This is a genomic window from Polyangiaceae bacterium, from assembly GCA_020633235.1.
Classification (GTDB): Bacteria; Myxococcota_A; Polyangia; order Polyangiales; family Polyangiaceae; genus JACKEA01.
Map to the genome: position 1 here is coordinate 2,004,446 of JACKEA010000001.1, position 26,894 is coordinate 2,031,339.

Genomic DNA, 26,894 nt, shown 5'->3' on the forward strand with positions numbered 1-26,894 from the left:
GCGCAGTCTCTGCGCGGAGGGGGTGGCGGCCGCGATCATCGTGCGCGAAGGCATGCCTCGTGCCGCCGATTCGTGCGGGCGTGCATCGCTGCTGGAGGCGAGTACGATGCCGCCGATGCCCGCCCGCTACGAGCCCGTCATCGGCCTCGAGGTCCACGCTCAGCTCTTGACCCGCACGAAGCTGTTTTGCGGGTGTTCCACTGGCTTCGGCGCTGCTCCCAACAGCCACGTGTGCCCCACCTGCCTGGGGCTTCCGGGGGCCCTACCGGTGCTCAACGGCCGGGCGGTGGAGATGGCGATTTTCGCCGCGTTGGCTCTGGGCTGCACGGTGCACGAAAGCAGCGTGTTCGCGCGCAAGAATTACTTCTACCCGGATCTTCCCAAAGGTTACCAGATCAGCCAGTACGAGCTGCCGCTGGCGACCGACGGCCATCTCGAGATCGACGTGGACGAGGGCGTGAAGCGCGTCGGCATCATCCGCGTGCACATGGAGGAAGACGCCGGCAAGAACGTGCACGGTGTGGGTGGGGACTCACTGGTGGATCTGAACCGCGCGGGCGTTCCGCTGATCGAGATCGTCGGCGCGCCGGAGCTGTCGTCGGCGGCGGAGGCGGCTGCCTACATGCGGACGCTGCGCGACGTGCTGTCGTTCTTGGGCGTGAACGACGGAAACCTGGAAGAGGGTAGCTTCCGCTGCGACGCCAACGTGTCCCTGCGGCCGGTGGGGCAAGCGCAGCTGGGCACGCGCACGGAGCTCAAGAATTTGAACTCGTTCCGGTTCCTGTCGCGGGCTATCGAAGTCGAGATCGCGCGGCAGACGGCGATCTTGGACGCCGGAGGCAAGGTGGACCAGGAGACGCGCAGCTACGACCCCGACAAGAACGTCACCCGCACGCTGCGCAGCAAGGAAGACGCTCACGACTACCGCTACTTCCCAGATCCCGACTTGCCGCCGCTGCGGGTGGCGCCGCACAGCGTGGAGCAGGCACGCTCGCGCCTGGGCGAGCTGCCCCGCGCCCGCCGCGGCCGCTACGAGACGGAGCTGGGGCTCAGCGCGCAGGCCGCCGCTACCCTGACCGGGCATCCGGCGCTCACCCGCTACTTCGAGGACGTACTGTCGCGGCATGCCGACGCGGTGCGGGTCGCCAACTGGGTCACGACGGAGGTGCTCCGGGGGGCCGCGATCCATGGTCTGGAAGCGGAGCTGCCCGTGTCCGCGGCGCAGCTGTCGGAGCTCTTGGACCTGCTCGCCGCCGGCAAGATCAGCGGCAAGCAGGCCAAGGACGTGTACGCCGCGGTGGAGGGCACCAGCAAGATGCCGGCCGAGGTCGTCGCCGAGCTGGGTCTGACGGTGGTGTCGTCCGAGGCGGATCTCGCGCCCATCTGTGAGCGCGTGCTCGCGGAGCACCCCGCGCAGGTCGAGCAAGTCCGCGGCGGCAAGAAGGGGGTGCTCGGGTTCTTCGTTGGTCAGGTGATGAAGGCGACCGGGGGCAAGGCCGACCCTCGAGTCGTGAGTCAGCTCCTGGAGCGGTTGATCAATCAGACTGGGTAGCTGGCGAGCACGGCGCCATCGCTGGGATTCAGCACCAAGATGTTGGTGTCGTAGTGCACCACGACGCCTTGGTCGTCGAAATAGAGGGCGTTGTACCGACCGATGGCCCGCGTGAAGGTGGGCTGTCCCGTTTGGGTCAGGACGACGCGGAGCTCGAAGGCGTGCTTGTCCTGGTCCGTTGGCACCACGTAGGCCGCGAACGGCCCGCGCGCCGCGAGGTGAGGAGACGTTTCGCCGAAGGCCAGCGGCCCGCTGTCGTGTCGTACCGAAAGCGACGTCGGATCGATGATCCACACGTGGGTGGGCCCATCGAGCACCGCCACCTCCGCGCAGATGGCGTCGTTGGTGGTGCGGAGCTTGCGGACCACCACGTTCGGGCCGGGCAGCTTGCGCCCGACGTGGGACGGCTTCTTGCTGCCCAGCAGGCTGGCGAAGAAGCCGGGCTTGGGCAGCGGTGCCTCGGGATCGATCACGTGCAGATAGCCGACGCCCTTGTCCGTCGCTTGGGCCACCAGGTAGCGGCCCACGGTGCCCGCGCAGTCTCCGCCCCAGCCGAAGTCGATGCCTCCCGCCGGGACGAAGCGCTGGACCTGACCCGTCGTCGGGTCCACCAGGGCGAACCCGTCCTGGTCGTCGTGCTCCATTTCCAGTGCGATGAGCTGGCCCCAGGTGGTGGCCTCGTCGAAGTCGCCTCGAAGGCTCGCGATCACGCGACCCGTCGTCGGCTCGAGCACCTCGATGCCGTCGCTGTAGCCGAGGAACACCGCGAGATCGCCGACGTGCCGCAGCCGGGCGTCGCTCGCGTGTTGCCACAGCACGCGCCCCGACGCGGCGTCAACGCCCACGATGTTCTCTTCCGTGGTGCGCACCACCAGCACGCTGGCGACGGCGCGGATGTCCATCTCGTCGGGCAGGTCCACGTCGCCGCGAGTCTCGGGATTCGCGCCCAGGTTCGTCGTCCAAACGCGGCGACCGCTGCGGGAATCGAAGGCCAAGAGCTGAGCTCCGATCGCCACCAGCAAGAGGCCGGCCCGCACGCCCATGTGCCCTCGATCCGGGCAGGAGGAGAGGTGCAGCGTCCGCTCGCTCTCCCAGGCCAAGGCCCCGGTGCGGGCGTCTTGAGCCCGCACTGCCCACTGCCGGCTCTGGTCCACGTGGTAGCCGATGATCAGCCGGCGACCGTCGGGGTCGACGATGGTGATCTGGTTCGACGTGGACGAGAAGTTTTGCCGGCCTTCCGCTTGTGGCGCTTGTGCATCCGCCAGGGCGGCGGCGGTGTTGCCGTGCTCCAGGGCCCAGGCTTGATACTGCGCGGCTTGTCCCGCGTTCCAGCCTCCCCCGGGCGAGGTGACCACCTGTTGGCACCCGGGGCAAGGGAACTGAATGCCCGCCGGCATGGTGTTCGGAACGCCATAGCCGCAGCTGGGACAAGCGAACGTCGGAATGCCTTGGGGCGCCGCCCCCATCTGAGGGTTCATCACGGGTCAACTCCTTGGTCGGTAAAACCCGAGGCTAATCAGTCGGCCTTGGCGGAGCTTCAGCGGACCTTGATGGCTCCTTCAGCACTTGCCTTCATCGGTGCGGCTCGGGCAGGGTCCGAGGAAATGGCAGGCGTCCCCCATCCCGAGCCCTTGTCGAAGACCAGCTACTCCGCGGCGGAGCTGCTGCCGGACGACTCCGCGGCCGTGCTTCTCGAACAGCGCAAGCTTCCGGAGACGGAGGAGTATTTGCGGGTGGAAGACGCGGAGCAGATGGCGCGGGCGATCCGCGACATGGTGGTGCGCGGGGCGCCGGCCATCGGTATCGCGGCGGCCTACGGCATGGTGCTCGCGGCGCGGCGCGCTTCGGATTTTCGGCGGGACATGGCGGCTGCCGCCGAGACGCTGGAAGCGGCGCGTCCCACCGCGGTGAACCTGGCGTGGGCCGTGCGCCGCATGCTCGCGCGGGCCGACGCCATCGCAGAGCGCGACGCCGTCGAACGTGTCGCGGAGCTCGCGGCGCTGGCTCGCAGCATCCACGCCGACGACGTCGAGGCCAATCGCCGTATGGGCGCCATCGGAGCGGAGCGCGTCCCGGACGGCGCGACGGTGCTCACGCACTGCAACGCGGGGGCGTTGGCGACGGGCGGCTACGGCACCGCGCTCGGCGTGATCCGCGCCGCGGTGGACGCCGGCAAGCGCGTGCGCGTGCTGGCCGACGAAACACGCCCGTACCTGCAGGGAGCTCGCCTTACGGCTTGGGAGCTGGCGCGAGACGGCATCGACGTGCGCGTCATCACGGACAACAGCGCCGCTTCGTTCTTCGCGCGCGGCGCTGTGGATCTCGCGGTGGTGGGCTCGGACCGCATCGCCGCCAACGGGGACGTCGCCAACAAGATCGGTACCTACGGCGTGGCGTGCTTGGCACGCATCCACGAGCGCCCGTTCTACGTTGCTGCGCCCTGGAGCACGGTGGACATGGACTGCGCCTCGGGGGAAGCGATCGTGATCGAGCAACGCCCGTCGCGGGAGGTCACTCACGTGGGCGAGCAGCGCATGGTTCCGGAAGGCGTGAGCGTCGAGAACCCTTCCTTCGACGTCACGCCGGCTCGGCTCGTCGTGGCCATCTTCACCGAGCGAGGGGCGGTCGATCCCGTGGGTCCGCAAGCCCTGTCGCGGCTGGCTTCGGCAGGCTGAGCGGCGGCTGGCGCTTCGGCTCACATTTCCCTATGTTCCAGCCGTGACCGACCTGACCAGCGACGCGAAGCGGGGGCGGGACAAGAAGCCCCCGTGGCTCAAGGTTCGCGCCCCGGGGGGCGAGCGCTACACCGAGCTCAAGCGCACCCTCCGTGGTCTCGACCTCTACACCGTGTGCGAAGAAGCGCGCTGCCCCAACGTGGGGGAGTGTTGGTCTCAGGGTACCGCGACGGTCATGGTCTTGGGAGACACTTGCACGCGGGGCTGTCGCTTCTGTGCCGTGACCACCGGCAACCCTCGTGGCGCCGTGGATCCGCGGGAACCCGAGCACGTGGCGCGCGCCCTCACCGGACTTGGACTGCGCTACGTCGTGCTCACCATGGTGGACCGCGACGACTTGCTCGACGGTGGAGCGGCGCACGTCGCGGAGACCGTCACCCGCCTGAAGCGCTATCAGCCGGACCTGCTGGTGGAGACGTTGGTTGGAGACTTCGGTGGCCGACAAAGGGACATCGCTACCATCGTCGCGGCGGCGCCGGACGTCTTCGCCCACAACATCGAGGTTACCCGTCGCCTCACGCCTCGCATCCGAGATCAGCGCTGTAGCTACGATCGCTCCTTGGAGGTGCTGCGGAGCGCGAAGGCGCAGGCCCCGGATCGCTTCGTGAAGAGCAGCATCATGGTGGGCATCGGAGAGACCAACGACGAGATCCTCGAGACGCTGCGGGATCTGCGTTCCGCCGGTGTGGACGTGGTGACGCTAGGTCAGTATTTGCGGCCGACGGACAAGCACGCTCCCGTGGACCGCTGGGTAGACCCGGCGGAGTTCGCCGAGTGGGAGCGGTTGGGCCCGGAGCTGGGCTTTGCCTTCGTGGCCTCCGGGCCGCTGGTGCGATCGAGCTACCACGCCGCCGAGGGCTTCATCGCGGCGCGGGTGCGCCGGGGCGGTTCGGATGACGCAGGGCGCAACGGCGTGGCGGCTGCAGAAAGCGCAGAGTTTCCGGCCTCTTCGGGGGTGGTCCCCGTCGCTTCCTTGGTGCGCCGGTCGTAGGGCCCACGGCGCTGACGCCTTAGCGGCTTTCGGCTATGGTCCTGCGACCCCCCGGGAGGACTGCTGGCGAATGACGGATGTCGACCAAAGCTTGCTCGATCGGGTAGCGAGCAAGCTATCCATGCCGCCCTCGTACGCCGAGGCCGGTACCAAGGCTTCGATTCTCACGGTTGCCGCTGCTTCGTACGGCTCGCGACCGACGACCGAGGACGTGACGCAGCCTACGGGCTTCGATCCCGATGCCGCGGCGCTGTTCGAAGCCGTAGTGGAAGCGGCCTACGTCGTTGCGGTGGCGGACGGTCACTTCGACGACGCGGAGCGCGCAGCCTTCGAGCACGTGGTGCTCGCGGCCTGTGAGGGGATTGTTGCGGAGGGGCAGGTGAGCGCCCTCCTCGCCGACTTGGCAGACCAAGTCGACGAAGACGGCATCGACAAGCGCATTGCGATGGTGGCCAAGACCGTCACCAAGCCCGAGCATGCGCAGGAAGTGCTCCGCGTGGCGGCACTCCTAGCCCACGTGTCGGGCGGCGTGAGCGACGTGGAACGAGAAGTGCTCGACAAGCTCACGCATGAGTTCGGTCTCGATACCGACTCGCTCGAGCGAGCGCTGGAAGAAGCGGTCACCGCACTGTCCGAGTGAGCGCTGCGCGCCGCGCCGTGTCATCGGCGAGCGAGCGCGAAAATCGACTCTTCGGGGTTACGCGTTGGCGTGCATTCAGCTACTGCTGTGGCGCTCTCCGGGAGCAGCAGCCGAATCCGAGAAGTGGCTTGGAACTTCCGGAGCAGGACACTAGGCTCCAACGCGCGCCGCCCCGTGCCGCGTGCCCACGAAATCAACGCGAATCGACATGACCACGGCAGCCCAAACTTTCACCGAGACACCGACTCTGGGGGGAGACGTCGTCCGCGTGCTCAGGGACGACGGCACCCTCGCGCCGGAGCACGACCCCCGGCTCGGCCTCGACGACGTCGTGGCCATCTACCAGCACATGTTGCTCACGCGCGTCGTGGACGAACGTCTCGTCACTCTTCAGCGGCAGGGGCGCATCGGATTCCACATCGGCTCTTTGGGAGAAGAGGCCGCCATCATCGGCAGCGCCTACGCGATGCGGAAGCAAGACTGGATCTTTCCCTGCTACCGCGAGTTCGGCGCTGCCCTGCTGCGGGGCATGCAGTTCCAGCGTTACGTCGACAACATGTTCGGCAACGCCAACGATCCCGTGAAGGGGCGGCAGATGCCGGATCACTACACCTGCCGTGCGGCCCACTGGGGTTCGGTCAGCTCGCCCATCGGCACGCAGATCACTCAGGCCACGGGCTTTGCCTGGGCCGCCAAGATCCAGAAGGACGACTTGGTGTGCTTGGTGTACTTCGGGGATGGTTCCACCAGCTCCAACGAGTTCCACAACGGAATGAACTTCGCCGGGGTGTTCAAGACGCCGGTGGTGTTCTTCTGCCGGAACAACGGCTGGGCCATCAGCGTGCCAGTGGAGCGGCAGACGGCCAGCGAGACCTTCGCCGAGAAGGGTGTCGCCTACGGCGTCCCGGGCGTGCGGGTGGACGGCAACGACGTGTTCGCCGTGATCTCAGCGACTCGGAAGGCGGTGGAACGCGCGGCGCAGGGCGGCGGGCCGACGTTGATCGAGGCGCTGACCTACCGCATGGGCGGCCACTCCACGAGTGACGACCCAACTCGCTACCGGGACAAGAAGGTGCTCGAGCCGTGGGCCACCCGGGATCCGCTGGAGCGGCTGCGGCAGTACCTGGAAACGCAGCGCCGCTGGAGCCAGGAGCAGGAGGAGTCCCTCCGCCAACAGATCGACGCCCGCGTGAAGGAAGCGGTATCCGCCGCTGAGAGCACGGCGGCACCCACCCTCGAGACGATGTTCGAGGACGTGTACGCGACGCTGCCCTGGCACTTGAAAGAGCAGCGCGACGAGCTCGTGTCCGGTCCCCGAGCGCCGTCTCACCACTGAGATCCGGCAAAGAGCGTTACCCCGAGGTTCTCCGATGACGCAGATGAACATGGTTTCGGCCATCAACGACGCGCTTCGCGTCGCGATGAAGAAGAACGACAAGATCGTCGTGATGGGGGAAGACGTGGGCCGCGTGGGCGGCGTGTTCCGAGTGACCGCCGGGTTGTTCGACGAGTTCGGCGACGACCGCGTGATCGACACGCCGCTGAGTGAAGGCGGGATCATCGGAACCGCCGTGGGCATGGCGCTCTACGGCATGGTTCCGATCCCGGAGATCCAGTTCTCCGATTTCATCTGGCCCGCCTACGACCAGATCGTGAGTGAGCTCGCCAAGTACCGCTACCGCTCCGGCGGGGAGTACCCGGCCAAGATGGTGATCCGTACGCCCGTGGGCGGCGGCATTCGCGGCGGCCACTATCACTCGCAGCACCCCGAAGCGCACTTCATTCACGTCGCCGGTCTCAAGGTGGTGTGCCCCTCCAATCCGTACGACGCCAAGGGCTTGTTGCTCTCGTCCATCGAGGATCCGGACCCGGTGCTCTTCTTCGAGCCCAAGCGCATCTACCGTGCGGCCAAGGGGGACGTCCCCGAGGGCGAGTACCGCGTGCCTCTGGAGAGCGCCGCGGTGGTGCGCGAGGGGGACCGCGTGACCATCATCGCCTACGGCGCGATGCTCTACGAAGCCCTGGACGCGGCGGAGAAGGCTTCGGCAGAGGGCGTGGAGTGCGACGTGATCGATCTGCGGACGTTGTGGCCGCTGGACATCACGACCGTGCTCGAGAGCGTCAAGAAGACCGGGAGGCTGGTCATCGTGCACGAAGCGCCCAAGACTTGCGGCTTCGGCAGCGAGATCGTGAGCCTGGTGGCAGAGAAGGCCTTCTATCACCTGGAGGCGCCGCCGCGGCGCGTGTCGGGCTTCGATACGCCGTTCCCCTACACGCTGGAAATGGAATACCTGCCGCTGTCCCATCGCATCTTGCCCGCGGTGCTGGAGACGGCGCGAGCCTGACGGAGACATCATGGCGAATTTCGAGTTCAAGCTCCCGGACATCGGGGAGGGCGTGACCGAAGGCGAGATCGTGAGCTGGCTCGTCCAGGAGGGGGACGACGTCAAGGAAGACCAGGACATGGTCGAGGTGATGACGGACAAGGCGACCGTCACCATCGGAGCGCCCAAGGCCGGACGTATCGTCGCGCTCAAGGGCAAGGAAGGCGACGTGGTACCGGTGGGCAACGTGCTCGTGGTGCTCGACGTCGGTGGCGGCGCCGGGGCGAGCGCGGACGCGCCGGCAAAGCAAGCGGACGCGCCGACGGCGGCGAAGCCCGCGGCCAGCGCGCCGGACCAACAACAAAAGAAAAAGGACGAGGGTCCCGCGGCCAGCGCCGTTGGAGACATCCGGGAGTCGCTCCCCGGGATGAACATCGAGCGCAAGGCGCCGGCGGCGGCGGCTCCGGCATCCAGCAGCAATGGTGGCTACTTCAACGACAAGCCCCTTGCGGCTCCCGCCACGCGAAGACTGGCCCGAGAGCTCGGCGTGGATCTGCGCCGCATCCCGCCCAGCGGCCCCGCGGATCGGGTGACTCGAGAGGACGTGGAACGGTTCTCGAGCGGCGGAGCGGCGGAGCCTGCCCCTGCGCCAACCCCTGAGCGCGCACCTTCGCCAGAGGAGCGCCCTGCGCCCGCAGCGCGGCCGGCGGAGTCCGCCGAGGACGAGCGCAAGCCCATCCGTGGCATTCGCAAGCGCATCTACGAGAACATGGCGCGCTCCAAGCACACCGCGGCGCACTTCACTTACGTGGACGAGTGCGACGTGACGGAGCTGAAGGCGCTGCGCGAGCGCACCAAGCCGTACGCGGAGGAAGAGGGCATCAAGCTCAGCTACCTGCCGTTCATCGTGAAGGCGGTGGTGGCGGCCCTTAAGAAGCACCCCGCACTGAACTGCCTGGTGGACGATCCGGCACAGGAGATGGTGCTGAAGCACGATTTCCACATCGGCATCGCCGCGGCCACGGAACAAGGGCTCACCGTGCCCGTGGTTCGCAATGCGGATCGCCTCAGCATTCTGGAGCTGGCTCGGGAGATCGATCGTCTCGGCAACGACGCCCGGGACGGCAAGCTCCGGATGGAGGATCTGGGCGGCTCGTCGTTCACGATCACCTCGTTGGGCAAGCAGGGAGGCCTGTTCGCCACGCCCATCGTGAACTACCCGGAGGTCGCGATCTTGGGCGTTCACGAGATGAAGCGAAAGCCCGTGGTTCGCGGCGATCAGATCGTCATCGGGGACGTCATGCTCCTGAGCCTGAGCTTCGATCACCGGATCATCGATGGCCACGTGGGCGCCGCCTTCGCCCAGGACATCATCGCGCTGCTGGCAGAGCCGGATCGCCTACTGGTCAGCATGGGTTGAGACCATCGTGTGGGCCGGTGTAGGTGGCTTCGGCACCCATACCGCTTCCTCGCCGAAGGTCGTGATCCGTTGTAGCCTGTCATCCGTGAACCGGACGTGCGTCCGGTACGTAGGATAGTTGGAGGGCACATCACGTTGGCTCGCTGGAAATCGAGCATTCTGCTTTCGGCCATTGTCGCCATTTCGTCACCGGCATTTGCCGACGCGCCGTCTGCGGAAGACATCAAGGCGGCGGCGGACGAGTTCGATCAAGGCAAGCGCTCGTTTCGGGACAAGGAGTGGGTCGCCGCCGCGGAACATTTCGAAGCCGCGGATCGACATGCACCCAGCGCGGTGGTGCTCGAGCTGGCGATGCGCGCGCGAGAGAAGGCGGGGCAGCTGGACCGCGCGGCGGTCCTCGCGGCTCTGATTCTCGACCTCTATCCGAAGGAGACGGACAAGGCGAAGGCCGCGGGCAAGATCCTCGATCGCGCTGACAAGCAGCTGCAGCGGGTGCGCGTGCGCTGCGATCAGCCGTGCGATCTGGTGGTCGGCACGAAGTTGGTCCACGGCCAAGCGTCTTCGGCGCGGACGCTGTTCCTGGAGCCGGGCGAGCACACGGTGCGAGCGGGCTGGTCAGGTGGGCGTTCCCAGTCCGAGAAGCTGACCGCCAAAAAGGGGGGCAAGAGCGAGCTGTCCTTCACGGCTCCGGCGGAGCCGGAGAACCCGCCAACGGTAGCTCCCGAGACTCCGACGCCGACCTCGCCCACGCCCACCACCGCGCCAGCGCCGCCCACCCACGACACGCCTCCCCCCGAGCCGGGCTCGGGGATGTCGCCGGCAGTGTTTTTCGTGGGCGCCGGGCTCACGGCGGTGGCCGGTGGCGTCACCATCTGGAGCGGTATCGATACCCAGAACAACCCTGGGAAGGACAAGGTGCGTGAGGACTGTGCCGGGCTCGGCACGGATTGTCCTACCTACCAGGACGGGCTCGACAAGCAGCGGCGGACCAACGTGCTCATCGGCGTCACGGCGGGGCTGGGCGTGGTGACCGGCGTGATCGGCGCGTTCTTCACGGACTGGAGCGGCGGGGATTCTGCGCCGAAGAAGAGCGCGGCCGTCGAGCCGTGGGTCGGCGTGGGGGCGGTCGGAGCGCGAGGGAGGTTCTGAGGGCGGTGGTCGCGGCACGGCTCATCGACGTGAAGCTGGAGGGGCGCCAGCACATCGACCGCTACGAGTTGGTCGCGGAGATCGCGTCCGGCGGGATGGCGACGGTGTTCCTCGCTCGGCTGTCGGGCGTCGGAGGCTTTCAGCGTTTCGTCGCGATCAAGCGGTTGCATCCGCATCTGGCTGCGGAGCGAGAGTTCGTCGAGATGTTCTTGGACGAGGCGCGTCTCGCCGCGGGGATCCACCACCCGAACGTGGTCAGCATCCTCGAGGTGGGGGCCAGTGATCGCGGCTACTACCTCGTGATGGAGTACATCGAGGGGGACACGCTCGCGCGTCTGCTGGCGCGCGCGGCGACCAGCGGGCAGCGCCTGCCGCGGGAGATCGCCCTGCGCGTCGTGATCGACATGCTCGCCGGGCTCCATGCTGCGCACGAGCTCAAGGACGAAATGGGGCAGCCCACGGGCCTCGTGCATCGCGACGTGTCGCCGCAGAACGTGCTGGTGGGCTTGGACGGCATCTGCCGCATCACCGACTTCGGCGTGGCACGCGCGGCGTCGCGGCTGTCGGCCACGCGGGTCGGACAGCTCAAAGGCAAGATCGCGTACATGGCGCCCGAGCAGGCCATGGGCAAGAGCGACATCGACCGCCGCGCCGACGTATTCGCCGGCGGCATCGTGCTGTGGGAGGTGCTCGCCGGGCGTCGGCTGTTCAAGGCGGAGAACGAAGCGGCGACGCTTTCCCGTGTGCTGTCGGAAGAGATCGCGGAAGTGACGACCGTGGCGGCCGACGTCCCGCCGGAGATCGCGGAAGTCTGCATGAAGGCGTTGAATCGCGACCGCGAGGCGCGCTTCGCCAATTGTGCCCAGTTCGCCGACGCCCTCGAGCGTGCCGCGACCAAGGTCGAAAAGATCGCGTCGTCGCGGGAGCTCGCGGCGTACGTGTCGGAGGTGCTCGGCAACGAAATCGCGCAGCAGCGCGAAGCCGTACGCGGATGGCTGGCGCGCAGCGAGCCGAGTCAGATCCAGCTGCCGACCCGTGAGTCGCCGGCGTCGAGCGTGTCGGCAACCACAATGGACCGCTCCGGGGTCACCAGCGTCGCGACGCCCCACAGCATCAGCACCTACGGGCCAGTCGCCGAGCCGCCGCGCAAGTCGCGGGGCGTGTTGATCGCCGTGTTGGCCTTGCTCGGCATGGGCGCGGTCGGCGCCGGGGCGTGGTTCTTGGGTCGAACGACGGCGGCTCCGGCCACCGCGGCCCCCATGGTGACCGCTACCGCGCCGTCGGTGCCGACCCCTTCCGCGGTACCGAGTGCTTCGGTGGCGCCCGTCGAGAGCGCTCCGGCGCCCAGCGCATCCGTCGTAGAAGAGCCGAAGGCGGAGCCCACGCCGGTGCGCCACGCCCCAGCCGTGTCGCGGCCCCCGTCGTCTCCGCCCACCAAGAAGGGTGGAGACGATCTGCCCAGCAACCCCTACCGTTGACTTGACAGGCCTGCGGGCCGAACCGACCTTGACGGGGATGAGCAAGCCCGGGGTCGCCGCCGTTCTCAGTCTGATCGTCCCGGGGGTCGGCCAGTTCTACAATGGCAAGTTCCTGCGAGGAATCTTCTGGCTCATCGTGACCCCGGGCCTGTGGATCGGTTCGGGGGGCTTCTTGGGCTGGATTTGCCACATCGCCTCCGCCTACACCGCGTACGACTGGGCTCGGGAGCACGCCTGAGTCGGGTCGCGTTGACAGTCGCCGGTTCGGCTGCTAGTTGTCGCGCCCTCGAATTTGGGCCCCCGCGGAAGGAACTCCCGTCCTTTCGCTAACTTGAAGCATTCCGACCAGGCAGGCGAGCCGTGGCCGTCAAGAGAATCCTAGTATTTTCCGGCAACGCGAATCCGGAGCTGGCGGAGGAAATCGCCAAGGTCCTGGGCACGCCTCTGGGCGAGGCGCGGGTCAGCCGCTTCAGTGACGGAGAGACGTTCTGCGAAGTTCGCGAGAACGTTCGCGGTCTCGACACCTATCTGGTGCAGCCGACCAGCTCTCCGGTGAACGACAACCTGATGGAGCTGCTCATCCTGTGCGATGCGCTGCGCCGCGCGTCAGCGGAATCCATCACCGCGGTGATCCCTTACTACGGTTACGCGCGCCAAGACCGCAAGGTGGCGCCCCGCACGCCCATCACCTCCAAGCTGGTGGCGGATCTGTTGGTGGCTGCCGGCGTGAACCGCGTGCTGTGCGTGGATCTCCACGCGGGCCAAATCCAAGGGTTCTTCAACATCCCGTTCGATCACTTGTACGCACTGCCGGTGTTCTTGGACGACTACCTGAAGCTGCGTTTCAACGAGGACGCCGTGTTCGTATCCCCGGACGCGGGAGGCGTGGAGCGCGCTCGCGCCTACTCCAAGCGGCTGGGAGCTTCCCTCGCCATCATCGACAAGCGACGTGAAGCGGCGAACGTGAGCGAGGTGATGCACTTGATCGGCGACGTCGAAGGACGCGATTGCATCATCATCGACGACATCATCGATACCGCCGGAACGTTGTGCAACGCGGCCCGCGCGGTGATGGACTACGGTGCGAGATCCGTCGTGGCGTGTGCCACCCACGGCGTTTTGAGCGGGCCGGCGGTGCAGCGCATCGAGGAGTCTCCGCTGACAGAGGTGGTGGTTACCAATTCCATCGCTCCGTCCGAGGAGACCAAGGGCTGCAGCAAGATTCGCGTGCTGTCCATCGGGCGCCTGCTCGGTGAGGCCATTCGGCGCATCCACAACAGCGACTCGGTCAGCTCGTTGTTCGTGTGAGGATTATCGGAGTTTCGTAAAGGTCACGGAAGGCAATAAGCGTCATGGAGCAGATCAAAATCGTCGCATCCCGCCGGCCCGATGGCGGCAAAGGCAACGCGCGCCGCTTGCGCGCGACGGGTCACATTCCTGCCGTCGCGTACGGCAAGGACCTGTCGGCAACGACGCTTTCCGTGTCCCCCAAGGACTTGATGAACGTTCTCGGGAGTGAGCACGGGCGGAACTCCGTCGTGGAGCTCCATGTGGAAGGTGGCGACACCCTCACCGCGCTGCTCGCCGACTACCAGTACCATCCGGTCACCCGCGAGCTCCTGCACGCGGACTTCCTCCACATTCACATGGACAAGCCCGTCGAGGTGGACGTTCCGCTGGAGCTCACGGGCAAGGCCAAGGGCGTGGTGACCGGTGGCATCCTGCGGCAGGTGTTCCGCAAGCTGCCCATCCGCTGCCTGCCGAACCAGATCCCGGTGAAGATCACCCACGACGTTTCGGAGCTGGACCTGGACGACAGCGTGCCCGTTTCTGCCCTCGCCCTGTCCGAGGGCGTGTCGGTACGGTTGCCGGCTGAGCAGACCGTGGCCGCGGTGGTCACGGAGAAGAAGCGCGGCGAGGCCGAGGACGAGGCCGCTGCCGAGGCCGCGCCGGGTGCCGCGCCCGCGGGCGAAGCCACGAAGGCCGACGCCAAGCCTGACGCCAAGGCGTGATCCTCGTCGTTGGCCTGGGCAATCCCGGCCCGCGCTACGCGAGCACGCGTCACAACATCGGATTCGCCGTCGCCGAAAAGCTCGTGGAGCTCGGCGGCGGCGCGTTTCGCTCGCGCTTCCATGGGCGGCTGGCGGACGTGATGCTGGACTCCAGGCGCGTTCTGGTGCTGCAGCCCGAGACCTACATGAACGAGTCCGGGCGCAGCGTGCGGGCGACCATGGACTACTTCAAGCTCGATAGCGCCGATCTGGTCGTGGTTCACGACGAGCTGGATCTGGCGCTCGGCACGCTGCGACTGAAACAGGGCGGGGGGGACGCGGGCCACCGAGGGCTTCGGAGTATCAGCCAAGAGCTGGGCACTTCCGACTACGCCCGGCTGCGCTTCGGGATCGGGCGTCCGGAGCAGAACTTCGGGGGTACCGTCGCAGATTTTGTGCTAGAAGGCTTCCCCCTCGCGGACCGACCCCAGGTGCAGGAGCACGTGGAGCGAGCCGCGAAGGCCCTCGTGCTCTTCGTTCGTGAAGGTCGCGAGGCGGCAATGAACGTGATCAACCGGCGCGCTTGAGGCGTCGGGGCTCCTTGCTCCCATTCGCCTGGGGGCCAAAGCCCGAGAGGAGAAACATGACGACTGAGACACAGAGCGCGCCCAGGGCGCGCGAATACGAGACCATCTACATTCTCCGCGCAGCGGTCCAGAAGGACGACGCGGAGAAGGTCGCGCATCGCGTCGGAGAGGTGGTCGACAAGGTTGGTGGCCGGCTCACCCGCGTGGAGACCTGGGGCCGCCGTCAGCTGGCCTATCCCGTGGGCAAGAGCAAGCGCGGCGTTTACGTGTACGTGAAGTACCTCGGTGGTGGCGAGCTCGTCAGCGAGCTCGAGCGCAACCTCCGCATGCTCGACGACGTGATCAAGTATCAGACCGTCCAGGTGCGGGACGACGTGGACCCGGCCGAAGTGGCGATCGATCCCGAGACCGTGAAGTTCGACGCGGTCGAGCCGCCGGCGGACGACGAGCCGGAAGAGACCCTCGAGCAGGAGCTCGGCTTGGTGGAAGCGCCGCCGGATCCGGACCGTGATCGCGACCGCGACCGCGACCGCGACCGCGACCGCGGGGACGGTAGCGAAGAGGGCGAAGAAGAGGACGAGGAAGAGGAGGAAGAGGACTGATGACCATGCAATCCGAGAAGAGCAGCGCGCGTTCCGCGGAAGGCTCTGCGTTTCGGCGTGGCCGTCGTCGTGGTTGCAGCTTCTGCTCCGACGAAAGCCTCACCATCGACTACAAGGACCCGCAGGCTCTCAGGTACTTCATCACCGAGCGCGGCAAGATCGTGCCTCGGCGGATTTCCGGTACCTGCGCCAAGCATCAGCGGGAGCTCACCCTGGCCATCAAGCGTGCGCGGAACATCGCGCTCTTGCCGTTCACCGCGAGCGGCTGACGGAGGCGAACCATGGCAACTGCGATTCAAGTCGTACTTCAGGACGACGTGGAGAACCTCGGCACCAGCGGCGACGTCGTGCGCGTGCGACCGGGCTACGCGCGCAACTTCCTGATCCCTCGGGGACTCGCCGTCCCCGCCACGCACGCCAACCTGGCGCGCATCGGAGAGCTCAAGCGCATGGCTGCGGTCAAGGCGGAGAAGGCTCTGGCGGACGCCAAGGAGCTTGCGCAAAAGCTGGAGTCCGTGAGCATCAAGCTCGAGCGTGCGGTGGGCGATGAAAACAAGATGTACGGCTCCGTCACGAGCAAGGACATCGAGGAAGCCTACAAAGCCCAGCACAGCCTCGAGTTCGACAAGAAGCGCCTCACGTTGTCCGAGCCGATCAAACAGCTCGGTCTGTCGGAGGTTCCTCTCAAGCTGCACTCGGAGGTTACGGCCATGCTCCGGGTGGAGGTCGTCAAGCAGAGCTGAGCTGATTGACAGCCGACTCCTGCTCTGACAATGGTCAGCGCTGCACCCCGAGGGCCCACCGGCTCCCGGGGTGCGGTGCATTTGGAGCCCTGGGGAAAACCGGTGGATGGCCTCTGAGCAAGCTGGGGGGCGGGGAGTACTGACATTGCCTGACCGAGCCGACGGGACTTTGGCCCCTTTCGAGGGAGACTGACGGATGCTGGCGGAGAGACAGCAAAAGCGAGAGCGACCCCAAGAGCTCGTGCCGGTGGCGGGACGTGTTCCACCTCAGGATCTGGATGCCGAAGGCGCGGTGCTGTCGGCGGTGCTGCTCGCCAGCGACGCCTTCGACCGGGTACAAGAGATCCTGCTGCCGGAGCACTTCTACTCCGAGGCGAACCGCCGCATCTTCGAGGCGGTGCTGGAGCTACAGAGCTCCGGGCGCCCGGTGGACCTGGTCAGCGTCGCGGGGTTCTTGCGGGACCGGGAGCGGCTCGCGCAGGTCGGCGGCACCCCCTACCTGGCGCAGCTCGCGGACGCCACGCCGGCCGTCGCCCACGTGGAGCATCACGCTCGGGTGATTCGTGAGAAGTGGCGCGTGCGTCAGCTGATCTCGACCTGCCAACGCTTCGCGGCGGAAGGCTATGGCGACTACGGGGACGTGCAGGGCTTCATCGATGCCGCCGAGCAGGCGGTGTTCGACATCGCGCGTATCCCGGAGGGCTCGACCATCGTGCCCGTGAAGGACGCCATCCACGGCGCCTTCCAGATCCTGGCGGACGCCGCTCGCCGCGGCGGCGCGGTCACCGGCACGCCCACGGGTTTCTCTCGCTTGGACAAGCAGATCGCCGGACTGCACTCCGGAGATCTGTACATCGTGGCGGGGCGTCCCGGCATGGGGAAGACGGCTTTCGTATTGAACCTCGCGGTGAACGTCGCATCTCCGCGGCAGGCGGAGGTGGCGGATCCCGACGACCCCTATGGCGAGGGCGGAGTGGAAGAGCCGGGGGACGGCGTCGCCTTCTTCTCGTTGGAAATGCCCCGCGAGCAGCTGGCCTCGCGTCTGTTGGCCAGCGAGGCGCGGGTGGACGTGTCGCGCATCCGTAGCGGCGACATGCGGCGGGAGGATTGGAACAAGCTGACGGAAGCGGCGGCGCGCCTCGGTCGCGTTCCCCTGTGGCTCGACGACACGCCAGCGATCACCCTTCTGGATCTGCGCGCCAAGATCCGGCGCCTGCAAGCGGAGCTCGCCCGCGGCAATCGCGACGGGAGCATTCGTGCGAAGAAGCTCGGCCTGGTGGTGATCGACTATCTGCAGCTGATGCAGGGGCGGCGCGACGCCGGTAGCCGCGAGCAGGAGATCAGCGAGCTTTCCCGCGGGTTGAAGCAGCTGGCCAAGGAGATGGGCGTTCCGGTGCTGGCGCTCTCGCAGCTGAACCGCAGCGTGGAAACCCGCACGACCAAGGACAAGCGTCCGCAGCTCAGCGACTTGCGTGAATCCGGCGCCATCGAACAGGACGCCGACACCATCATCTTCATCTACCGGGACGAGTACTACTTCCGCGACAGCCCCGACAAAGGCATCGCGGAGATCATCGTGGCCAAGCAACGTAACGGCCCGACGGGCTCGGTGAAGACCAAGTTCACTGCAGAGTTCACCCGTTTCGACAATCTCGCGACCAGCGACTACGATTTCGACGAGATGGACGACTTCGACGCGGGCATGCCCTGACAAGGCTGCCAGCGTGGGGTAGCCTACGGCCATGGCTCACCTTAAGCGCCCGTTGGTCCTCGTCCTCACGCTGTGCGCTGGCTCGTTGATCGCCAGCGCCTGCGGCCGTTCGGATCCCGAGGACTTCCTGCTCGATAACCCCCTCGACGGCGGGCTTGGCGGCGGCGGCTTTGGTGCCGAAGGTGGTTTCGGCGCCATGGCAGGCACCGGCGGTTCCGCGGGCACTGGCGGCTTCGCGGGCACCGGGGGCTTCGCGGGCACCGGGGGCTTCGCGGGCACGGGGGGCTTCGCGGGCACCGGGGGCTTCGCGGGCACCGGGGGCTTCGCGGGCACCGGGGGCTTCGCGGGCACCGGGGGCTTCGCGGGCACCGGCGGCGGTCCCACCGATGGCGGCAACTTCTTCGACGCGTTCCCGTTCCCAGATAGCGGACCGATCGCCACCTGCGTGCAGTGCGCAGAACAGAGCTGTTCCGGTCAGGTGAACGCGTGCTTCAATAACCCGGGCTGCGCCAGCGGCGTGGTGTGCGCCGTCACCAGTTGCGGCGGCTTCAATCTGAGCTGCATCTTCAGTTGCTTCTCGGGCGACTTCAACGCGGCGATACAGGCATTCCAAGCCTTCTCGTGTCTGGCCAGCAACTGCGGGCAGCAGTGCGTGGGCGCCATCATCGGTGGTGGTGGTGGCGGCGGTGGCGGAGCTCCGCCGCCTTTGCCAGGCGCCCCGGCGCTGCCGCAAACGCCGGTCGCCGGCGGCTACTACGCGGTGGTTCCTCCGGAGCTCGCCCAGGCGCTCTCCATCCCCGCCGGTCCGGTGTACATGCCGCCCATCGAGGTGCTGGATTCGATGAGCGCAGTGAAGAGCTCGTGCGCCGCTCCGGGCGGCAGCTGCCGCTAAAGCATCAGCATTTCCGACAGCTCGTGCATCAAGTCGTCGAGCCCTTCGTGGGTCGCGGCGCTCACCAACCTGAGCTCGATGCCCTCGGCGGCGAATGCGGCTTTGGTCTCTTCGTAGGCATCTTGAACGTCGGGCAGGTCGGCCTTGGTCATCGCCACCAGCTCCGGGCGCCCGATCATGTCGGGATTGAACAGCGACAGCTCCGCGCGGATCGCCTTGTAGTCGTCCAAAGGTGAGCGATTCGGCTCCCCCGTGAACGTCACCAGGTGCAACAGCACTCGCGTGCGCTCCACGTGACGAAGGAAACGGATGCCGAGTCCGGTGCCCTCGCTGGCGCCCGGGATCAGACCCGGGATGTCGGCGATCACGAAGGTGCGACCAAGGCCCCGCCCGGTGTCCCCGACGTGAACCACGCCGAGGTGGGGCACCAGGGTGGTGAAGGGGTAGTCCGCCACCTTGGGCCGCGCTCGGCTCACGGCGCGGATCAGGGTGCTCTTGCCCACGTTGGGGAAGCCCAGGAGCCCCACGTCGGCCATCACCTTGAGCTCGAGGCGGAGGTGCTTCTTCTCGCCCGGTCCACCTGGCTCCGACTTGCGCGGTGCGCGGTCCACCGGCGTTGCAAAGTGCTTGTTGCCGCGCCCGCCCTTGCCGCCGGAGGCCACCACGAAGCGATCCTCGCTCTTGGTCAGCTCACACAGACGGTTGCCGGAGTCCGCGTCGAACACGATGGTTCCGAGCGGGACCCGCACCACGCGATCGCTCCCGGCGCGGCCGTACTTGTCCTTGCCCCCGCCGTCTTGGCCGCGGTCCGCGCGGACGATGCGCACGTGCTTCAGGTCGTACAGCGTGTTCTTTCCGCTGTCGGCTTCCAACACCACGTCGCCGCCGCGGCCGCCGTCGCCCCCCGCGGGGCCGCCGAAGGGCACGTACTTCTCCCGGCGGAAGGCCACGACCCCGCGCCCGCCGTCACCGGCCTCCACCGTCAGCTCGCACTCGTCGATGAAGCGCATGGTCAGCCGGGCGAGGAGAGGGAAGGCGTCATGATGGGGCCGGCAGCCTCTATACAGCCGGCCCCCGCGTCAAGACCTTCTACCGTCGTTTGCCCGGCGGTTTCAGTGGCAGCGGCGCGGAAGTGCCAGTGCGCGGTTGGGCGGCCTCGTCCAGGGTTGCGAGCGCGGCGATCACGGCCTGCATGCCGTACTTGAGCGCCGCCTCTTCCTGAAACACATGGCATGCTCGCTCCAGCGCCAGGCTGGTATTGCGCCCCAGATCCAGCTCGCGCTCCACGAACGCTTCGAAGCTGCCGAACCCCTTGGCCGCGTACAGCTCCTCTTCCTTGATCCGCGCCAGCACCCTCCCGAGGGCGAAGAACCCGGTGGTGAGGTTCTTTCGCAGGGCCCGGATCTCACCCATGGCCGTGTGCAGGGCGCCGATCCGCTCCTTGATGAGATCGGCCTTCTCCGGCACCCGCAGGGTGGCCCGGGCACTGCCGGGCGGGATGGGCGCCGTGTTGCGCTGGCGGGCTTCCGCGGCGTGTTTGGCCGCGTGCCGGGCCACCCACGGAGCGGTTCCCCGGGCGCCCGCCTTGGCCGTAGCGGCCTTGCTCGCGCGCTTCTTCGCCCCGCCGGCAGCCGGCTTCTTCTTTTTTGCTGATCCCCTCGCGGACTTCTTCGTCATCACCCCAAGTGCGAGTCGATCCCTCGCCTCCGGGGCGAGCGTAGGTCAGCGCGAAGCTGCGCGCCAGTTTGCGGCGCTTCTTGTCCCTCTGGGACGGGTCCACCCCGAGGAAAGGTCCGGGCCGATGCGAAGCATTGTTACCGACGCGACGGCCCGCTAGATCTGTGGCCGATGAGCGAGCCGGCCGCCGAGCCCCGGACCCCCAGCATTCCGCCGCCCCCCCGGGAGCGCATCGCAGTGGTGGTCAATGGCAACGCCAAGAGCGTCAACGACGAGGTGATCTCCACCCTCGACCAGATCCTGATGGGTGGGGACCTGTTCGTTTCCCATCGCCTGGAGGACAGCCGGGACATCGCCCGCACGCTGGTGGATCGCGGCTACGGAACCGTCCTCACCGGTGGTGGCGACGGCACCTTCACGGTGATGGTGACCGAGGTGGTGCGGGAAGCGCGCGCGCAACAGCGCCCGCTGCCGCGCTTCGGCTTGCTCAAGCTCGGCACCGGCAACGCCCTGGCCTGGGTGGTGGGGGCGAGCCGCGCCAAGGGCCGGGGCCTCGCCGCCGACATCCAGCGCCTGCACGAGGACGCGGGCAGTCGACCGGTGCGCTTGTGCGAGGTGCAGGGCTTCATCACGCCCTTCTGCGGCTTCGGCGTGGATGCCGTGGTGCTCTCGGACTACTCCGAGGTCCGTAAGCTGTTATCGAAGACGGTCCTCAAGCGCTACGCCGCGGGCCCTCTCTCGTACGTGGTCTCGAGCGTCACGCGCTCCATCCCGAGCTATTTCATTCGCCCCGTGCCGCACTGCCGCGTCATCAACGACGGCGGGGACGCCTACCGCGTGGGCGGCAGCGGCGAGATCATGGGCTACCCGGTGCCCAAGGGCGAGGTGCTCTACGAAGGCCCCGCCCGCGTCGCTGCCCTCGGCAGCATCCCGTATTACGGCTTCGGCTTCCGCTTCTTTCCGTTCGCGGAGGAGCGGGACGATCGCATGCAGCTGCGGGTTTCGACCATCAGCCCGGTGGCGTTCGTCAAGAACTTCCCGGAGATCTGGCGGGGCGAGTACCACAACCCGGACGTCGTCTTCGACTACCTCGTCGACGCCATCACCATCGAGATGGACCCGCCCACGGTGTTCCAGATCGGCGGGGATCCCATCGGAGAGCAGACCAAGATGAGCGTGCGCCTGTCCCCCGAGGTGATTCGTCTGGTCGACTTCTACGCGCCGCCCAGCGCCAGCTGAGGGCCGAGCGCGGCGTGCCCGCGCCGAACCGACAAAACCCTCGAAGACAGCAGGTCTTTTTTGTTGGTCCGGCGCGGAAAAGGCGCGAGAACAGTGGACGTCGATGCAGCGGATACGCGTGATTCTGAGCGACACCCACCTCGGGACCGGGCGTCGCCGGGGCGCGTTCAATCCGCTGGAGGACTTCCACCACGACGAACGTCTGGCGGAGCTCGTCGACTTCTATTCCACCGGCAAGTACGCCGAGTTCGAGGTGGAGCTGATCCTGAACGGGGACATCTTCGACCTCATGAAGGTGGAGGTAGACGGCGGCTGGCCGGTGAAGATCACCGAAGCCCTCGCCATCGACAAGATGCAGCGTTGCCTGGAGGGGCACCCTCGGGTGGTCACCGCGCTCAGGGCGTTTTTGGAGCGGCCCGGCAAGCGCATCACTTACATACCCGGCAATCACGATCCGGAGCTGCTCCTGCCCGCGGTGCAGGACGTGCTCAAGAAGTACATTGCGCCCGGGGCGTCCAGCAGTCGCCTGCGGTTCATCACCGCGTCGGACGTGTACTCCCTGCCGGAAGGCATCCAGATCCGCCACGGTCACCAGTTCGAGGCCATCCACCGCATGGACTATCGCGCGGTCACGGTGGACGACGGCGACGGCGAGCGCGTGCTGGCGCTGCCCTGGGGCAGCCTGTGGTGCATGGAGGTGCTGTATCCCGCCAAGCGGCGCCGACCGCACATCGATCAGGTCGTGCCATTTCGACGGTTTCTGCTCGGGTCGCTGCTCTTCGACTTCAGGTTCACCATCGGCTTCTGTCTGCGGACCATCGTGCACTTCATGGCCAAACGCCTACGCACGGTGCGCGGTGTTTTGGCCAAGCTGCGCGCGCTACCGCTGGTGCTGAAGGAGGAGATCTTTGCCATCGCCGACTTCGACGCCGCGGTGATCAAGACGCTCCGGCGGCTCCACGGCGTCCACACGTTGATCGTGGGTCACTCCCACGGTCCCAAGGTGCGCGCCCTGGAAGGCGGGAAAATCTACGTGAATACCGGTAGTTGGGTGCGCATGATCAATCTGGACGTGCAGCACCTGGGGCAGGAGAATGGGCTCACCTACGCGCTCATCGAGTACGACCCCGACGGCCGTCCGGAGACCTCCTTGCTCCGTTGGCACGGCGTTCATCGGGAGAACGAGCCGGTCCTCTACCAATCCTGACTTTCATGAAGCGATCGCTGTGGCTCATCGTCTTGTTTGCGCTTCCGGCGGCGGCCGCGGAGCCGGAGGCGGTCGACGCGCGCCTTGCGTGTCGTCAGGAAGCCTCCCCGGGACGCGTCCTGTGCGAGCTGGAGGTGGAGGCACGGCAGGGGCAGCTCACCTGGGCAGACGCGGTGGTGACTTCGGCTCCGGACATGGCCACTCCGCTCCGAGCCCGCGTTGGGCCCAGCCAAGCGACGGCCCGCACTCCGACCCGGATCCGCTTGCCCTTGAGCTTGGCGGCGTCGCGGGAGGGACGGGCGAAGCTCAGCGTCCGCGCTCGCTGGGTGCTGTGTCCGGGGGGCAAGCGGAGCTGCGTGCCCGGCCATCGCACGGTGACGGCGGAGGTCGTGGTGGGAGCCATTCAGGAACCCCGCTGATGGCGCGCCGCCGCATGCGGATGGCGGAGCTGGTGCGGGAGAGCAACGTGCCGCGCGAGACCATCCACTTCTACTTGCGTGAAGGACTCCTACCGCCCCCGGAGAAGGCGGGTCGAACCCTCGCGTACTACGACGACGCGCACCTCGAACGGCTCCGTTTTGTGCGCCACTTGCGTGACGAAAAGTACTTACCTATCCCAGTGATACGCAGCATCTTGAACGCAGGGCTTTCGGGTTCCCGGAGTCGGGATGCCCTGACCCTGGCGGACGTGCTGAGCATCGATCCGGCCATCGGCAGGATGGAGGCTCCCACGCCAGACGACGAGACGCTGCGGGTGGCGCTGGAGCTCGGGCTCCTGGGCCCCGGGGTGGATCGCGTCGAGCCGAAGGATCCCACTCAGGCGCGGGTGCTGGCGGCCGTCGCCGAGGCGCTGTCGCTGGACGGCGACGCGCGGGAGCTCACCCTCGAAGATCTGCGCGTGTGCGCTCGGGAGCTCAGCCGCTTGGTCGACGCCGAGGCCGCGGCCTTCTTCGATGTCGTGCTGCGCCGGGGCGATCTGCCCACGGGGGTGCAGGCGCTGCGCTCCGGCCGCAGCGCGGTGGCGCGCTATCTCACGGCCTATCGCGATTGGATGCTTCGCCGCATCGTGGAGGGCCTGCTCGAGGCCATCGAGCGCGCGCCCAAGGACATCGACAAGACGCGCTCGCTGCCGCTGAGCCCCCGCGCCCTCGCTCGGCTGGAAGAGCCCGCGCGGGTGGCCGCCCTCGACGAGCGGGCACGACAGGGTGACGCGGCGGCGGCCAACGATCTGGTGTGGCACCTGTTCGCTCTCAGACCGAGCGAGCTCGGCAAGCTCCCGCCCAAGGTGAAGGGCGAGCTCCGCCCTCGGGCGGAGCTGCTGGTGGCGCACGTCTCCGGCCTCCGCGCCCTGGGGGCCGCGGCGGAGCGCACGGGGGGCTTTCCGCTCGGGGAGATCCTGCTGGGAGAAGCCGAGCTCGGAGCGGCCTTGGTGGGCGAGGGCGGCGTGCTCGAGAGCGCGGTTCCGGCCCTGAGCCGCCTCGAGCGAGCCACGCCGGAGCTCGACGCCGACCCCTTGGCGTCCGCCCTCGGGCACTTGCGCCGCGGCCAGATCACCTCCGTGTTGCCCGCGGCGCTGGGGCGCGGGGAGCGCGCCAAAGCAGATCTGGAGCGAGCGCTGGCGGTGCTGGGCGCGGCGCCGGGACGCGTGCCCGCCGCCGCTCGCGCCAGCATCGAGGGCAACGCGCGGCTGTGCCTCGCCCGCTTGCTGCTGGAACGTGGGGACAGCGAGGCGGCGGAGCAGCATCTGGCGCGGGCGCGGGCCGTGGATCCCGAAGGCCCCCTGGCGGCGGCCTGTGACAGGTTGGCTCCGAGGCCGAGCTGACGACAACTTGGCCGTCGCGTTGGGTTCGCGATACCCGCGAAGGAATGCGACTTCCCGGTCGTCTCGGCGCGACCACTCTCGGCGACTTGCTGGGAACGCTCCATCGCGATCGCGCCACCGGCGTGCTCGAGCTGGTGGAGGCGGGACGCGAGCATCGCATCCACCTGGTGGGCGGGCTGATCAGTCAGATCGAGACGCCGCTGTCGGTCGCGCGCTTGGGCGAGCTGATGCGCCGCGAAGGGCTGGTCGGAGATGGCGCCCTGCGCTGGCTGGCGCGCGCGCTGATCGCGTCGCCCGGCAAGCGTGCCGGGGAGCTCTTGGTAGCGGCCCAGGCCGTGAGCCCGGATCTGGTGGCCGCGGCCCTCCGGCGTCAGCTCCGGCTCAAGCTGGACGCGCTGTTCGCCGTCAGCGACGCCGCGCTCCGCTTTCGCGTGGCCTTCCGCAAGGGCGCGGAGCTTCGGGTGCCGCTCTCGCCCCACGAGTTCTTGCACGGGCGACCCCGTGCTCGCGATGGCCGGCGCCAGCGGTCGGCCCCCGTGCGCCCCGACCGCGGCCGCGTGCGCGCGCTCTCGGTGTTGGGCCTCGGTCCGCAGGCGAGGCCGGAGGACGTGCAGCGCGCGTTTCGCAAGCTCGCCCGCGACGTACACCCCGACCGCCACCCCCGGGCGAGCGAGGCTCAGAAAGCGGAGCTACTGAAGCGCTTCGCCGAGATCAGCGCGGCGTATCATCAGCTCGTGGCTTGAGCGCGCCAGCGCTCCACCAGCGCCGGGAGCTGGTCGAGGCCATCGAGGAGCGCGTTGGGGGACAGCTCCGCGAGGCAATCGCGAGGGACCAGAGGACCCACCACCGCCACCGTGACGCAGCCGGCGGCCCGTCCCGCGAGCACGTCCTGCGGACCGTCGCCCACCATCACCAGCGCCGCCGGTGGCAGGCCCAGCCGCTCCGCCACGGCGAGGAGCGGTGCCGGATCGGGCTTCTTCTCCGGCGTGTCGCCCCCGGCCAGGACCACACGAAAGTGACGCGCGAGGTCGAGCGCTTCGAGCACGACGTCGGTGGTGGCGCGCGGCTTGTTCGTGCACAGCGCCAAGGGCAGGCCATCGAGGGCGTCGAGGGCCTCGCGGGCGCCGGGCAAGAGGCGGCTGTGAACCACGGCATGGGCCGTGTAGTCGTCAAGAAAGGTCTGGAGCACCGCGTCGACTCGAGGATCCGCGTCGGCGAAGTTCAGCGCGCGGCTGACGAGCAGCCGCGCGCCATCGCCGACGAAGCCGACGATCTCGTCCACGCTCCGTTCGGGAAAGCCGTGGGCGCAGAGAGCGCGATTCGCAGCCCGCGCGATGTCGAGGCGGGAGTCGAGCAGCGTGCCGTCGAGATCGAAGACGACCGCTCGCGGGCGGCTCACTTCGATTCCGAGCGCCAGACCGAACGGCCCACGAAGAACGGGCCCATCTGCACGATGTACTCGCTCGTCTGCCGGGTGCCGCGCATGCGCTGCACCACGTGAGAGAGGGGGTGTAGCGTACGGCCCACCAGGCCGATGACGAACTCGTTGTCGTTGGCGTCGAGGCCGTGGCAGGCGAGACGAATGTCGTGGGCCAAGTCCGCGTGGCCGTAGGCTTTGCCGATGGTCGCGTGCTCCCGGAGGATGCCGCCCTTCTCCCGGGGCTCGAGCTTCTCGAAGGCGCCGCTGCGCCGGAGCGGATACCAGACGGCCCAGGGCCACTCCGGGTTCAGCACCGTCTGCGCCGGCCGATCCAGGAGCCAGTACTCGAGATCCGGCTCGAAGCCGCTGCTGTAGCTGCGGCCCAGCATGGTGAGCTCGGGACGGAGCTCGAGGCCGTGCACCTCGCCGATGGCGGCGCGGGTCTTGTCCACGAAGTCCGTGGGGTCCTCGCTGAAGGACAACACCGCCAGGCCCATGGGGTGGTTCACGTCCTCGTAGATCACCGCGCGCGCCTTGCGCTTGTCGAGCGCGATGCCGAGGCTCTTGATCGCCTCGCCGACGCTCACTTCGCTCGCACATTGAAAGGCGAGCAGCTGCATGAACAAGCGGCGGTCCATCGACTGCTCGGCGCCGTCTTTGGGGGCACCGTGCTCGAGGACGTCGGGGGTGTTGCTTTCTTCCGCCATGATTCGC

The 26,894-nt window shown here is 67.8% G+C and carries 26 protein-coding genes and 2 pseudogenes; 23 read left to right on the top strand and 5 right to left on the bottom strand.

Annotated features, from left to right (window positions below):
- The first annotated feature begins 115 nt into the window (after positions 1 to 115).
- Positions 116 to 1,552: an Asp-tRNA(Asn)/Glu-tRNA(Gln) amidotransferase subunit GatB gene (gene gatB / locus H6717_08865; protein MCB9577124.1), complete on the top strand. Its 1,437-nt coding sequence runs from the start codon at positions 116 to 118 to the stop codon at positions 1,550 to 1,552.
- On the opposite strand, the gene H6717_08870 is transcribed toward gatB, so the two are convergent.
- Complete coding sequence (locus H6717_08870; protein ID MCB9577125.1) at positions 1,540 to 3,033, bottom strand: PQQ-binding-like beta-propeller repeat protein; 1,494 nt, start codon at positions 3,031 to 3,033, stop codon at positions 1,540 to 1,542. The genes gatB and H6717_08870 overlap by 13 nt on opposite strands.
- 123 nt (positions 3,034 to 3,156) lie before the next feature.
- Between H6717_08870 and mtnA the strand changes: the two genes are divergently transcribed.
- The 17 genes and pseudogenes from mtnA (at position 3,157) to H6717_08955 (ending at position 18,349) form a co-directional block, all read left to right on the top strand.
- Positions 3,157 to 4,227 (top strand): S-methyl-5-thioribose-1-phosphate isomerase, encoded by a 1,071-nt coding sequence (gene mtnA, locus H6717_08875; GenBank protein MCB9577126.1) that lies wholly within the window; start codon positions 3,157 to 3,159, stop codon positions 4,225 to 4,227.
- A 52-nt stretch (positions 4,228 to 4,279) separates the two neighbouring features.
- Entirely contained in the window at positions 4,280 to 5,278 is a 999-nt protein-coding gene (gene lipA, locus H6717_08880) for a lipoyl synthase (GenBank protein ID MCB9577127.1), read from the top strand.
- A 70-nt stretch (positions 5,279 to 5,348) separates the two neighbouring features.
- Positions 5,349 to 5,918, top strand: a complete 570-nt coding sequence (locus tag H6717_08885; protein ID MCB9577128.1) for a TerB family tellurite resistance protein — start codon at positions 5,349 to 5,351, stop codon at positions 5,916 to 5,918.
- Between the two features lie 208 nt (positions 5,919 to 6,126).
- Entirely contained in the window at positions 6,127 to 7,254 is a 1,128-nt protein-coding gene (gene pdhA / locus H6717_08890; GenBank protein ID MCB9577129.1) for a pyruvate dehydrogenase (acetyl-transferring) E1 component subunit alpha, read from the top strand.
- A 34-nt stretch (positions 7,255 to 7,288) separates the two neighbouring features.
- The gene (locus H6717_08895) at positions 7,289 to 8,263 is read left to right on the top strand and encodes an alpha-ketoacid dehydrogenase subunit beta (protein MCB9577130.1); all 975 of its coding nucleotides are present in this window, start codon (positions 7,289 to 7,291) and stop codon (positions 8,261 to 8,263) included.
- 10 nt (positions 8,264 to 8,273) lie between these two features.
- Positions 8,274 to 9,662 carry a 2-oxo acid dehydrogenase subunit E2 gene (locus tag H6717_08900; GenBank protein ID MCB9577131.1) on the top strand — a complete coding sequence of 463 codons (1,389 nt, stop codon included), beginning with the start codon at positions 8,274 to 8,276 and terminating at the stop codon, positions 9,660 to 9,662.
- A gap of 135 nt (positions 9,663 to 9,797) precedes the next feature.
- Positions 9,798 to 10,811 (top strand): hypothetical protein, encoded by a 1,014-nt coding sequence (locus H6717_08905; protein ID MCB9577132.1) that lies wholly within the window; start codon positions 9,798 to 9,800, stop codon positions 10,809 to 10,811.
- A gap of 5 nt (positions 10,812 to 10,816) precedes the next feature.
- The gene (locus tag H6717_08910; protein MCB9577133.1) at positions 10,817 to 12,289 is read left to right on the top strand and encodes a protein kinase; all 1,473 of its coding nucleotides are present in this window, start codon (positions 10,817 to 10,819) and stop codon (positions 12,287 to 12,289) included.
- Positions 12,290 to 12,326: 37 nt separating this feature from the next.
- Complete coding sequence (locus tag H6717_08915; GenBank protein MCB9577134.1) at positions 12,327 to 12,527, top strand: hypothetical protein; 201 nt, start codon at positions 12,327 to 12,329, stop codon at positions 12,525 to 12,527.
- Positions 12,528 to 12,649: 122 nt separating this feature from the next.
- On the top strand, positions 12,650 to 13,597 hold the full coding sequence (locus tag H6717_08920) for a ribose-phosphate pyrophosphokinase (GenBank protein ID MCB9577135.1): 948 nt from the start codon (positions 12,650 to 12,652) through the stop codon (positions 13,595 to 13,597).
- 44 nt (positions 13,598 to 13,641) lie between these two features.
- Positions 13,642 to 14,301, top strand: coding sequence for a 50S ribosomal protein L25 (locus H6717_08925; GenBank protein ID MCB9577136.1), 660 nt, complete (start codon positions 13,642 to 13,644; stop codon positions 14,299 to 14,301).
- Positions 14,298 to 14,867, top strand: coding sequence for an aminoacyl-tRNA hydrolase (locus H6717_08930; GenBank protein ID MCB9577137.1), 570 nt, complete (start codon positions 14,298 to 14,300; stop codon positions 14,865 to 14,867). Before H6717_08925 ends, H6717_08930 begins: the two co-directional genes overlap by 4 nt.
- 56 nt (positions 14,868 to 14,923) lie before the next feature.
- The gene (gene rpsF, locus H6717_08935; GenBank protein ID MCB9577138.1) at positions 14,924 to 15,469 is read left to right on the top strand and encodes a 30S ribosomal protein S6; all 546 of its coding nucleotides are present in this window, start codon (positions 14,924 to 14,926) and stop codon (positions 15,467 to 15,469) included.
- Between the two features lie 5 nt (positions 15,470 to 15,474).
- Entirely contained in the window at positions 15,475 to 15,738 is a 264-nt protein-coding gene (locus H6717_08940; GenBank protein MCB9577139.1) for a 30S ribosomal protein S18, read from the top strand.
- Positions 15,739 to 15,750: 12 nt separating this feature from the next.
- Positions 15,751 to 16,212: a 50S ribosomal protein L9 gene (locus tag H6717_08945; GenBank protein MCB9577140.1), complete on the top strand. Its 462-nt coding sequence runs from the start codon at positions 15,751 to 15,753 to the stop codon at positions 16,210 to 16,212.
- Between the two features lie 196 nt (positions 16,213 to 16,408).
- Positions 16,409 to 17,923: a replicative DNA helicase gene (dnaB, locus tag H6717_08950; protein ID MCB9577141.1), complete on the top strand. Its 1,515-nt coding sequence runs from the start codon at positions 16,409 to 16,411 to the stop codon at positions 17,921 to 17,923.
- Positions 17,924 to 18,157: 234 nt separating this feature from the next.
- Positions 18,158 to 18,349 (top strand): annotated as a pseudogene (locus tag H6717_08955) (hypothetical protein).
- Between the two features lie 462 nt (positions 18,350 to 18,811).
- Here H6717_08955 and obgE read toward each other — a convergent pair.
- Positions 18,812 to 19,825 carry a GTPase ObgE gene (gene obgE / locus H6717_08960; protein ID MCB9577142.1) on the bottom strand — a complete coding sequence of 338 codons (1,014 nt, stop codon included), beginning with the start codon at positions 19,823 to 19,825 and terminating at the stop codon, positions 18,812 to 18,814.
- Between the two features lie 79 nt (positions 19,826 to 19,904).
- Positions 19,905 to 20,492, bottom strand: coding sequence for a hypothetical protein (locus H6717_08965; protein ID MCB9577143.1), 588 nt, complete (start codon positions 20,490 to 20,492; stop codon positions 19,905 to 19,907).
- 237 nt (positions 20,493 to 20,729) lie between these two features.
- On the opposite strand from H6717_08965, the gene H6717_08970 reads away from it, so the two are divergent.
- The 5 genes and pseudogenes from H6717_08970 to H6717_08990 all read left to right on the top strand — a co-directional run bounded on the left by H6717_08970 (position 20,730) and on the right by H6717_08990 (position 25,503).
- Positions 20,730 to 21,731, top strand: coding sequence for a hypothetical protein (locus tag H6717_08970; protein ID MCB9577144.1), 1,002 nt, complete (start codon positions 20,730 to 20,732; stop codon positions 21,729 to 21,731).
- A 103-nt stretch (positions 21,732 to 21,834) separates the two neighbouring features.
- A complete protein-coding gene (locus H6717_08975; GenBank protein ID MCB9577145.1) occupies positions 21,835 to 22,938 on the top strand; it encodes a metallophosphoesterase in 1,104 nt (367 codons plus the stop codon).
- Positions 22,939 to 22,943: 5 nt separating this feature from the next.
- Positions 22,944 to 23,357 (top strand): hypothetical protein, encoded by a 414-nt coding sequence (locus tag H6717_08980; GenBank protein MCB9577146.1) that lies wholly within the window; start codon positions 22,944 to 22,946, stop codon positions 23,355 to 23,357.
- A gap of 14 nt (positions 23,358 to 23,371) precedes the next feature.
- Positions 23,372 to 23,536: pseudogene (locus H6717_08985) on the top strand (MerR family transcriptional regulator).
- A 1,268-nt stretch (positions 23,537 to 24,804) separates the two neighbouring features.
- Positions 24,805 to 25,503 carry a J domain-containing protein gene (locus H6717_08990; GenBank protein ID MCB9577147.1) on the top strand — a complete coding sequence of 233 codons (699 nt, stop codon included), beginning with the start codon at positions 24,805 to 24,807 and terminating at the stop codon, positions 25,501 to 25,503.
- Here the strand turns inward: H6717_08990 and H6717_08995 are convergent.
- Together H6717_08995 and H6717_09000 are read right to left on the bottom strand one after the other, a co-directional pair.
- Positions 25,488 to 26,159: an HAD-IA family hydrolase gene (locus H6717_08995; protein MCB9577148.1), complete on the bottom strand. Its 672-nt coding sequence runs from the start codon at positions 26,157 to 26,159 to the stop codon at positions 25,488 to 25,490. The genes H6717_08990 and H6717_08995 overlap by 16 nt on opposite strands.
- Positions 26,156 to 26,887: a chlorite dismutase family protein gene (locus H6717_09000; protein ID MCB9577149.1), complete on the bottom strand. Its 732-nt coding sequence runs from the start codon at positions 26,885 to 26,887 to the stop codon at positions 26,156 to 26,158. Before H6717_09000 ends, H6717_08995 begins: the two co-directional genes overlap by 4 nt.
- Between the last annotated feature and the right edge of the window lie 7 nt (positions 26,888 to 26,894).

What these genes read in the sequence shown, in the direction of transcription:
- mtnA (MCB9577126.1), top strand. Translation starts at nt 3,157, where the DNA reads ATGGCAGGCGTCCCCCATCCCGAGCCCTTGTCGAAGACCAGCTACTCC.
- H6717_08975 (MCB9577145.1), top strand. Translation starts at nt 21,835, where the DNA reads ATGCAGCGGATACGCGTGATTCTGAGCGACACCCACCTCGGGACCGGG.
- rpsF (MCB9577138.1), top strand. Translation starts at nt 14,924, where the DNA reads ATGACGACTGAGACACAGAGCGCGCCCAGGGCGCGCGAATACGAGACC.
- H6717_08925 (MCB9577136.1), top strand. Translation starts at nt 13,642, where the DNA reads ATGGAGCAGATCAAAATCGTCGCATCCCGCCGGCCCGATGGCGGCAAA.
- gatB (MCB9577124.1), top strand. Translation starts at nt 116, where the DNA reads ATGCCCGCCCGCTACGAGCCCGTCATCGGCCTCGAGGTCCACGCTCAG.
- H6717_08990 (MCB9577147.1), top strand. Translation starts at nt 24,805, where the DNA reads ATGCGACTTCCCGGTCGTCTCGGCGCGACCACTCTCGGCGACTTGCTG.
- H6717_08885 (MCB9577128.1), top strand. Translation starts at nt 5,349, where the DNA reads ATGACGGATGTCGACCAAAGCTTGCTCGATCGGGTAGCGAGCAAGCTA.
- H6717_08965 (MCB9577143.1), bottom strand. Translation starts at nt 20,492, where the DNA reads ATGACGAAGAAGTCCGCGAGGGGATCAGCAAAAAAGAAGAAGCCGGCT.
- dnaB (MCB9577141.1), top strand. Translation starts at nt 16,409, where the DNA reads ATGCTGGCGGAGAGACAGCAAAAGCGAGAGCGACCCCAAGAGCTCGTG.
- pdhA (MCB9577129.1), top strand. Translation starts at nt 6,127, where the DNA reads ATGACCACGGCAGCCCAAACTTTCACCGAGACACCGACTCTGGGGGGA.
- H6717_08915 (MCB9577134.1), top strand. Translation starts at nt 12,327, where the DNA reads ATGAGCAAGCCCGGGGTCGCCGCCGTTCTCAGTCTGATCGTCCCGGGG.
- obgE (MCB9577142.1), bottom strand. Translation starts at nt 19,825, where the DNA reads ATGCGCTTCATCGACGAGTGCGAGCTGACGGTGGAGGCCGGTGACGGC.
- H6717_08940 (MCB9577139.1), top strand. Translation starts at nt 15,475, where the DNA reads ATGCAATCCGAGAAGAGCAGCGCGCGTTCCGCGGAAGGCTCTGCGTTT.
- H6717_08980 (MCB9577146.1), top strand. Translation starts at nt 22,944, where the DNA reads ATGAAGCGATCGCTGTGGCTCATCGTCTTGTTTGCGCTTCCGGCGGCG.
- H6717_08900 (MCB9577131.1), top strand. Translation starts at nt 8,274, where the DNA reads ATGGCGAATTTCGAGTTCAAGCTCCCGGACATCGGGGAGGGCGTGACC.
- H6717_08895 (MCB9577130.1), top strand. Translation starts at nt 7,289, where the DNA reads ATGACGCAGATGAACATGGTTTCGGCCATCAACGACGCGCTTCGCGTC.
- H6717_08945 (MCB9577140.1), top strand. Translation starts at nt 15,751, where the DNA reads ATGGCAACTGCGATTCAAGTCGTACTTCAGGACGACGTGGAGAACCTC.
- H6717_09000 (MCB9577149.1), bottom strand. Translation starts at nt 26,887, where the DNA reads ATGGCGGAAGAAAGCAACACCCCCGACGTCCTCGAGCACGGTGCCCCC.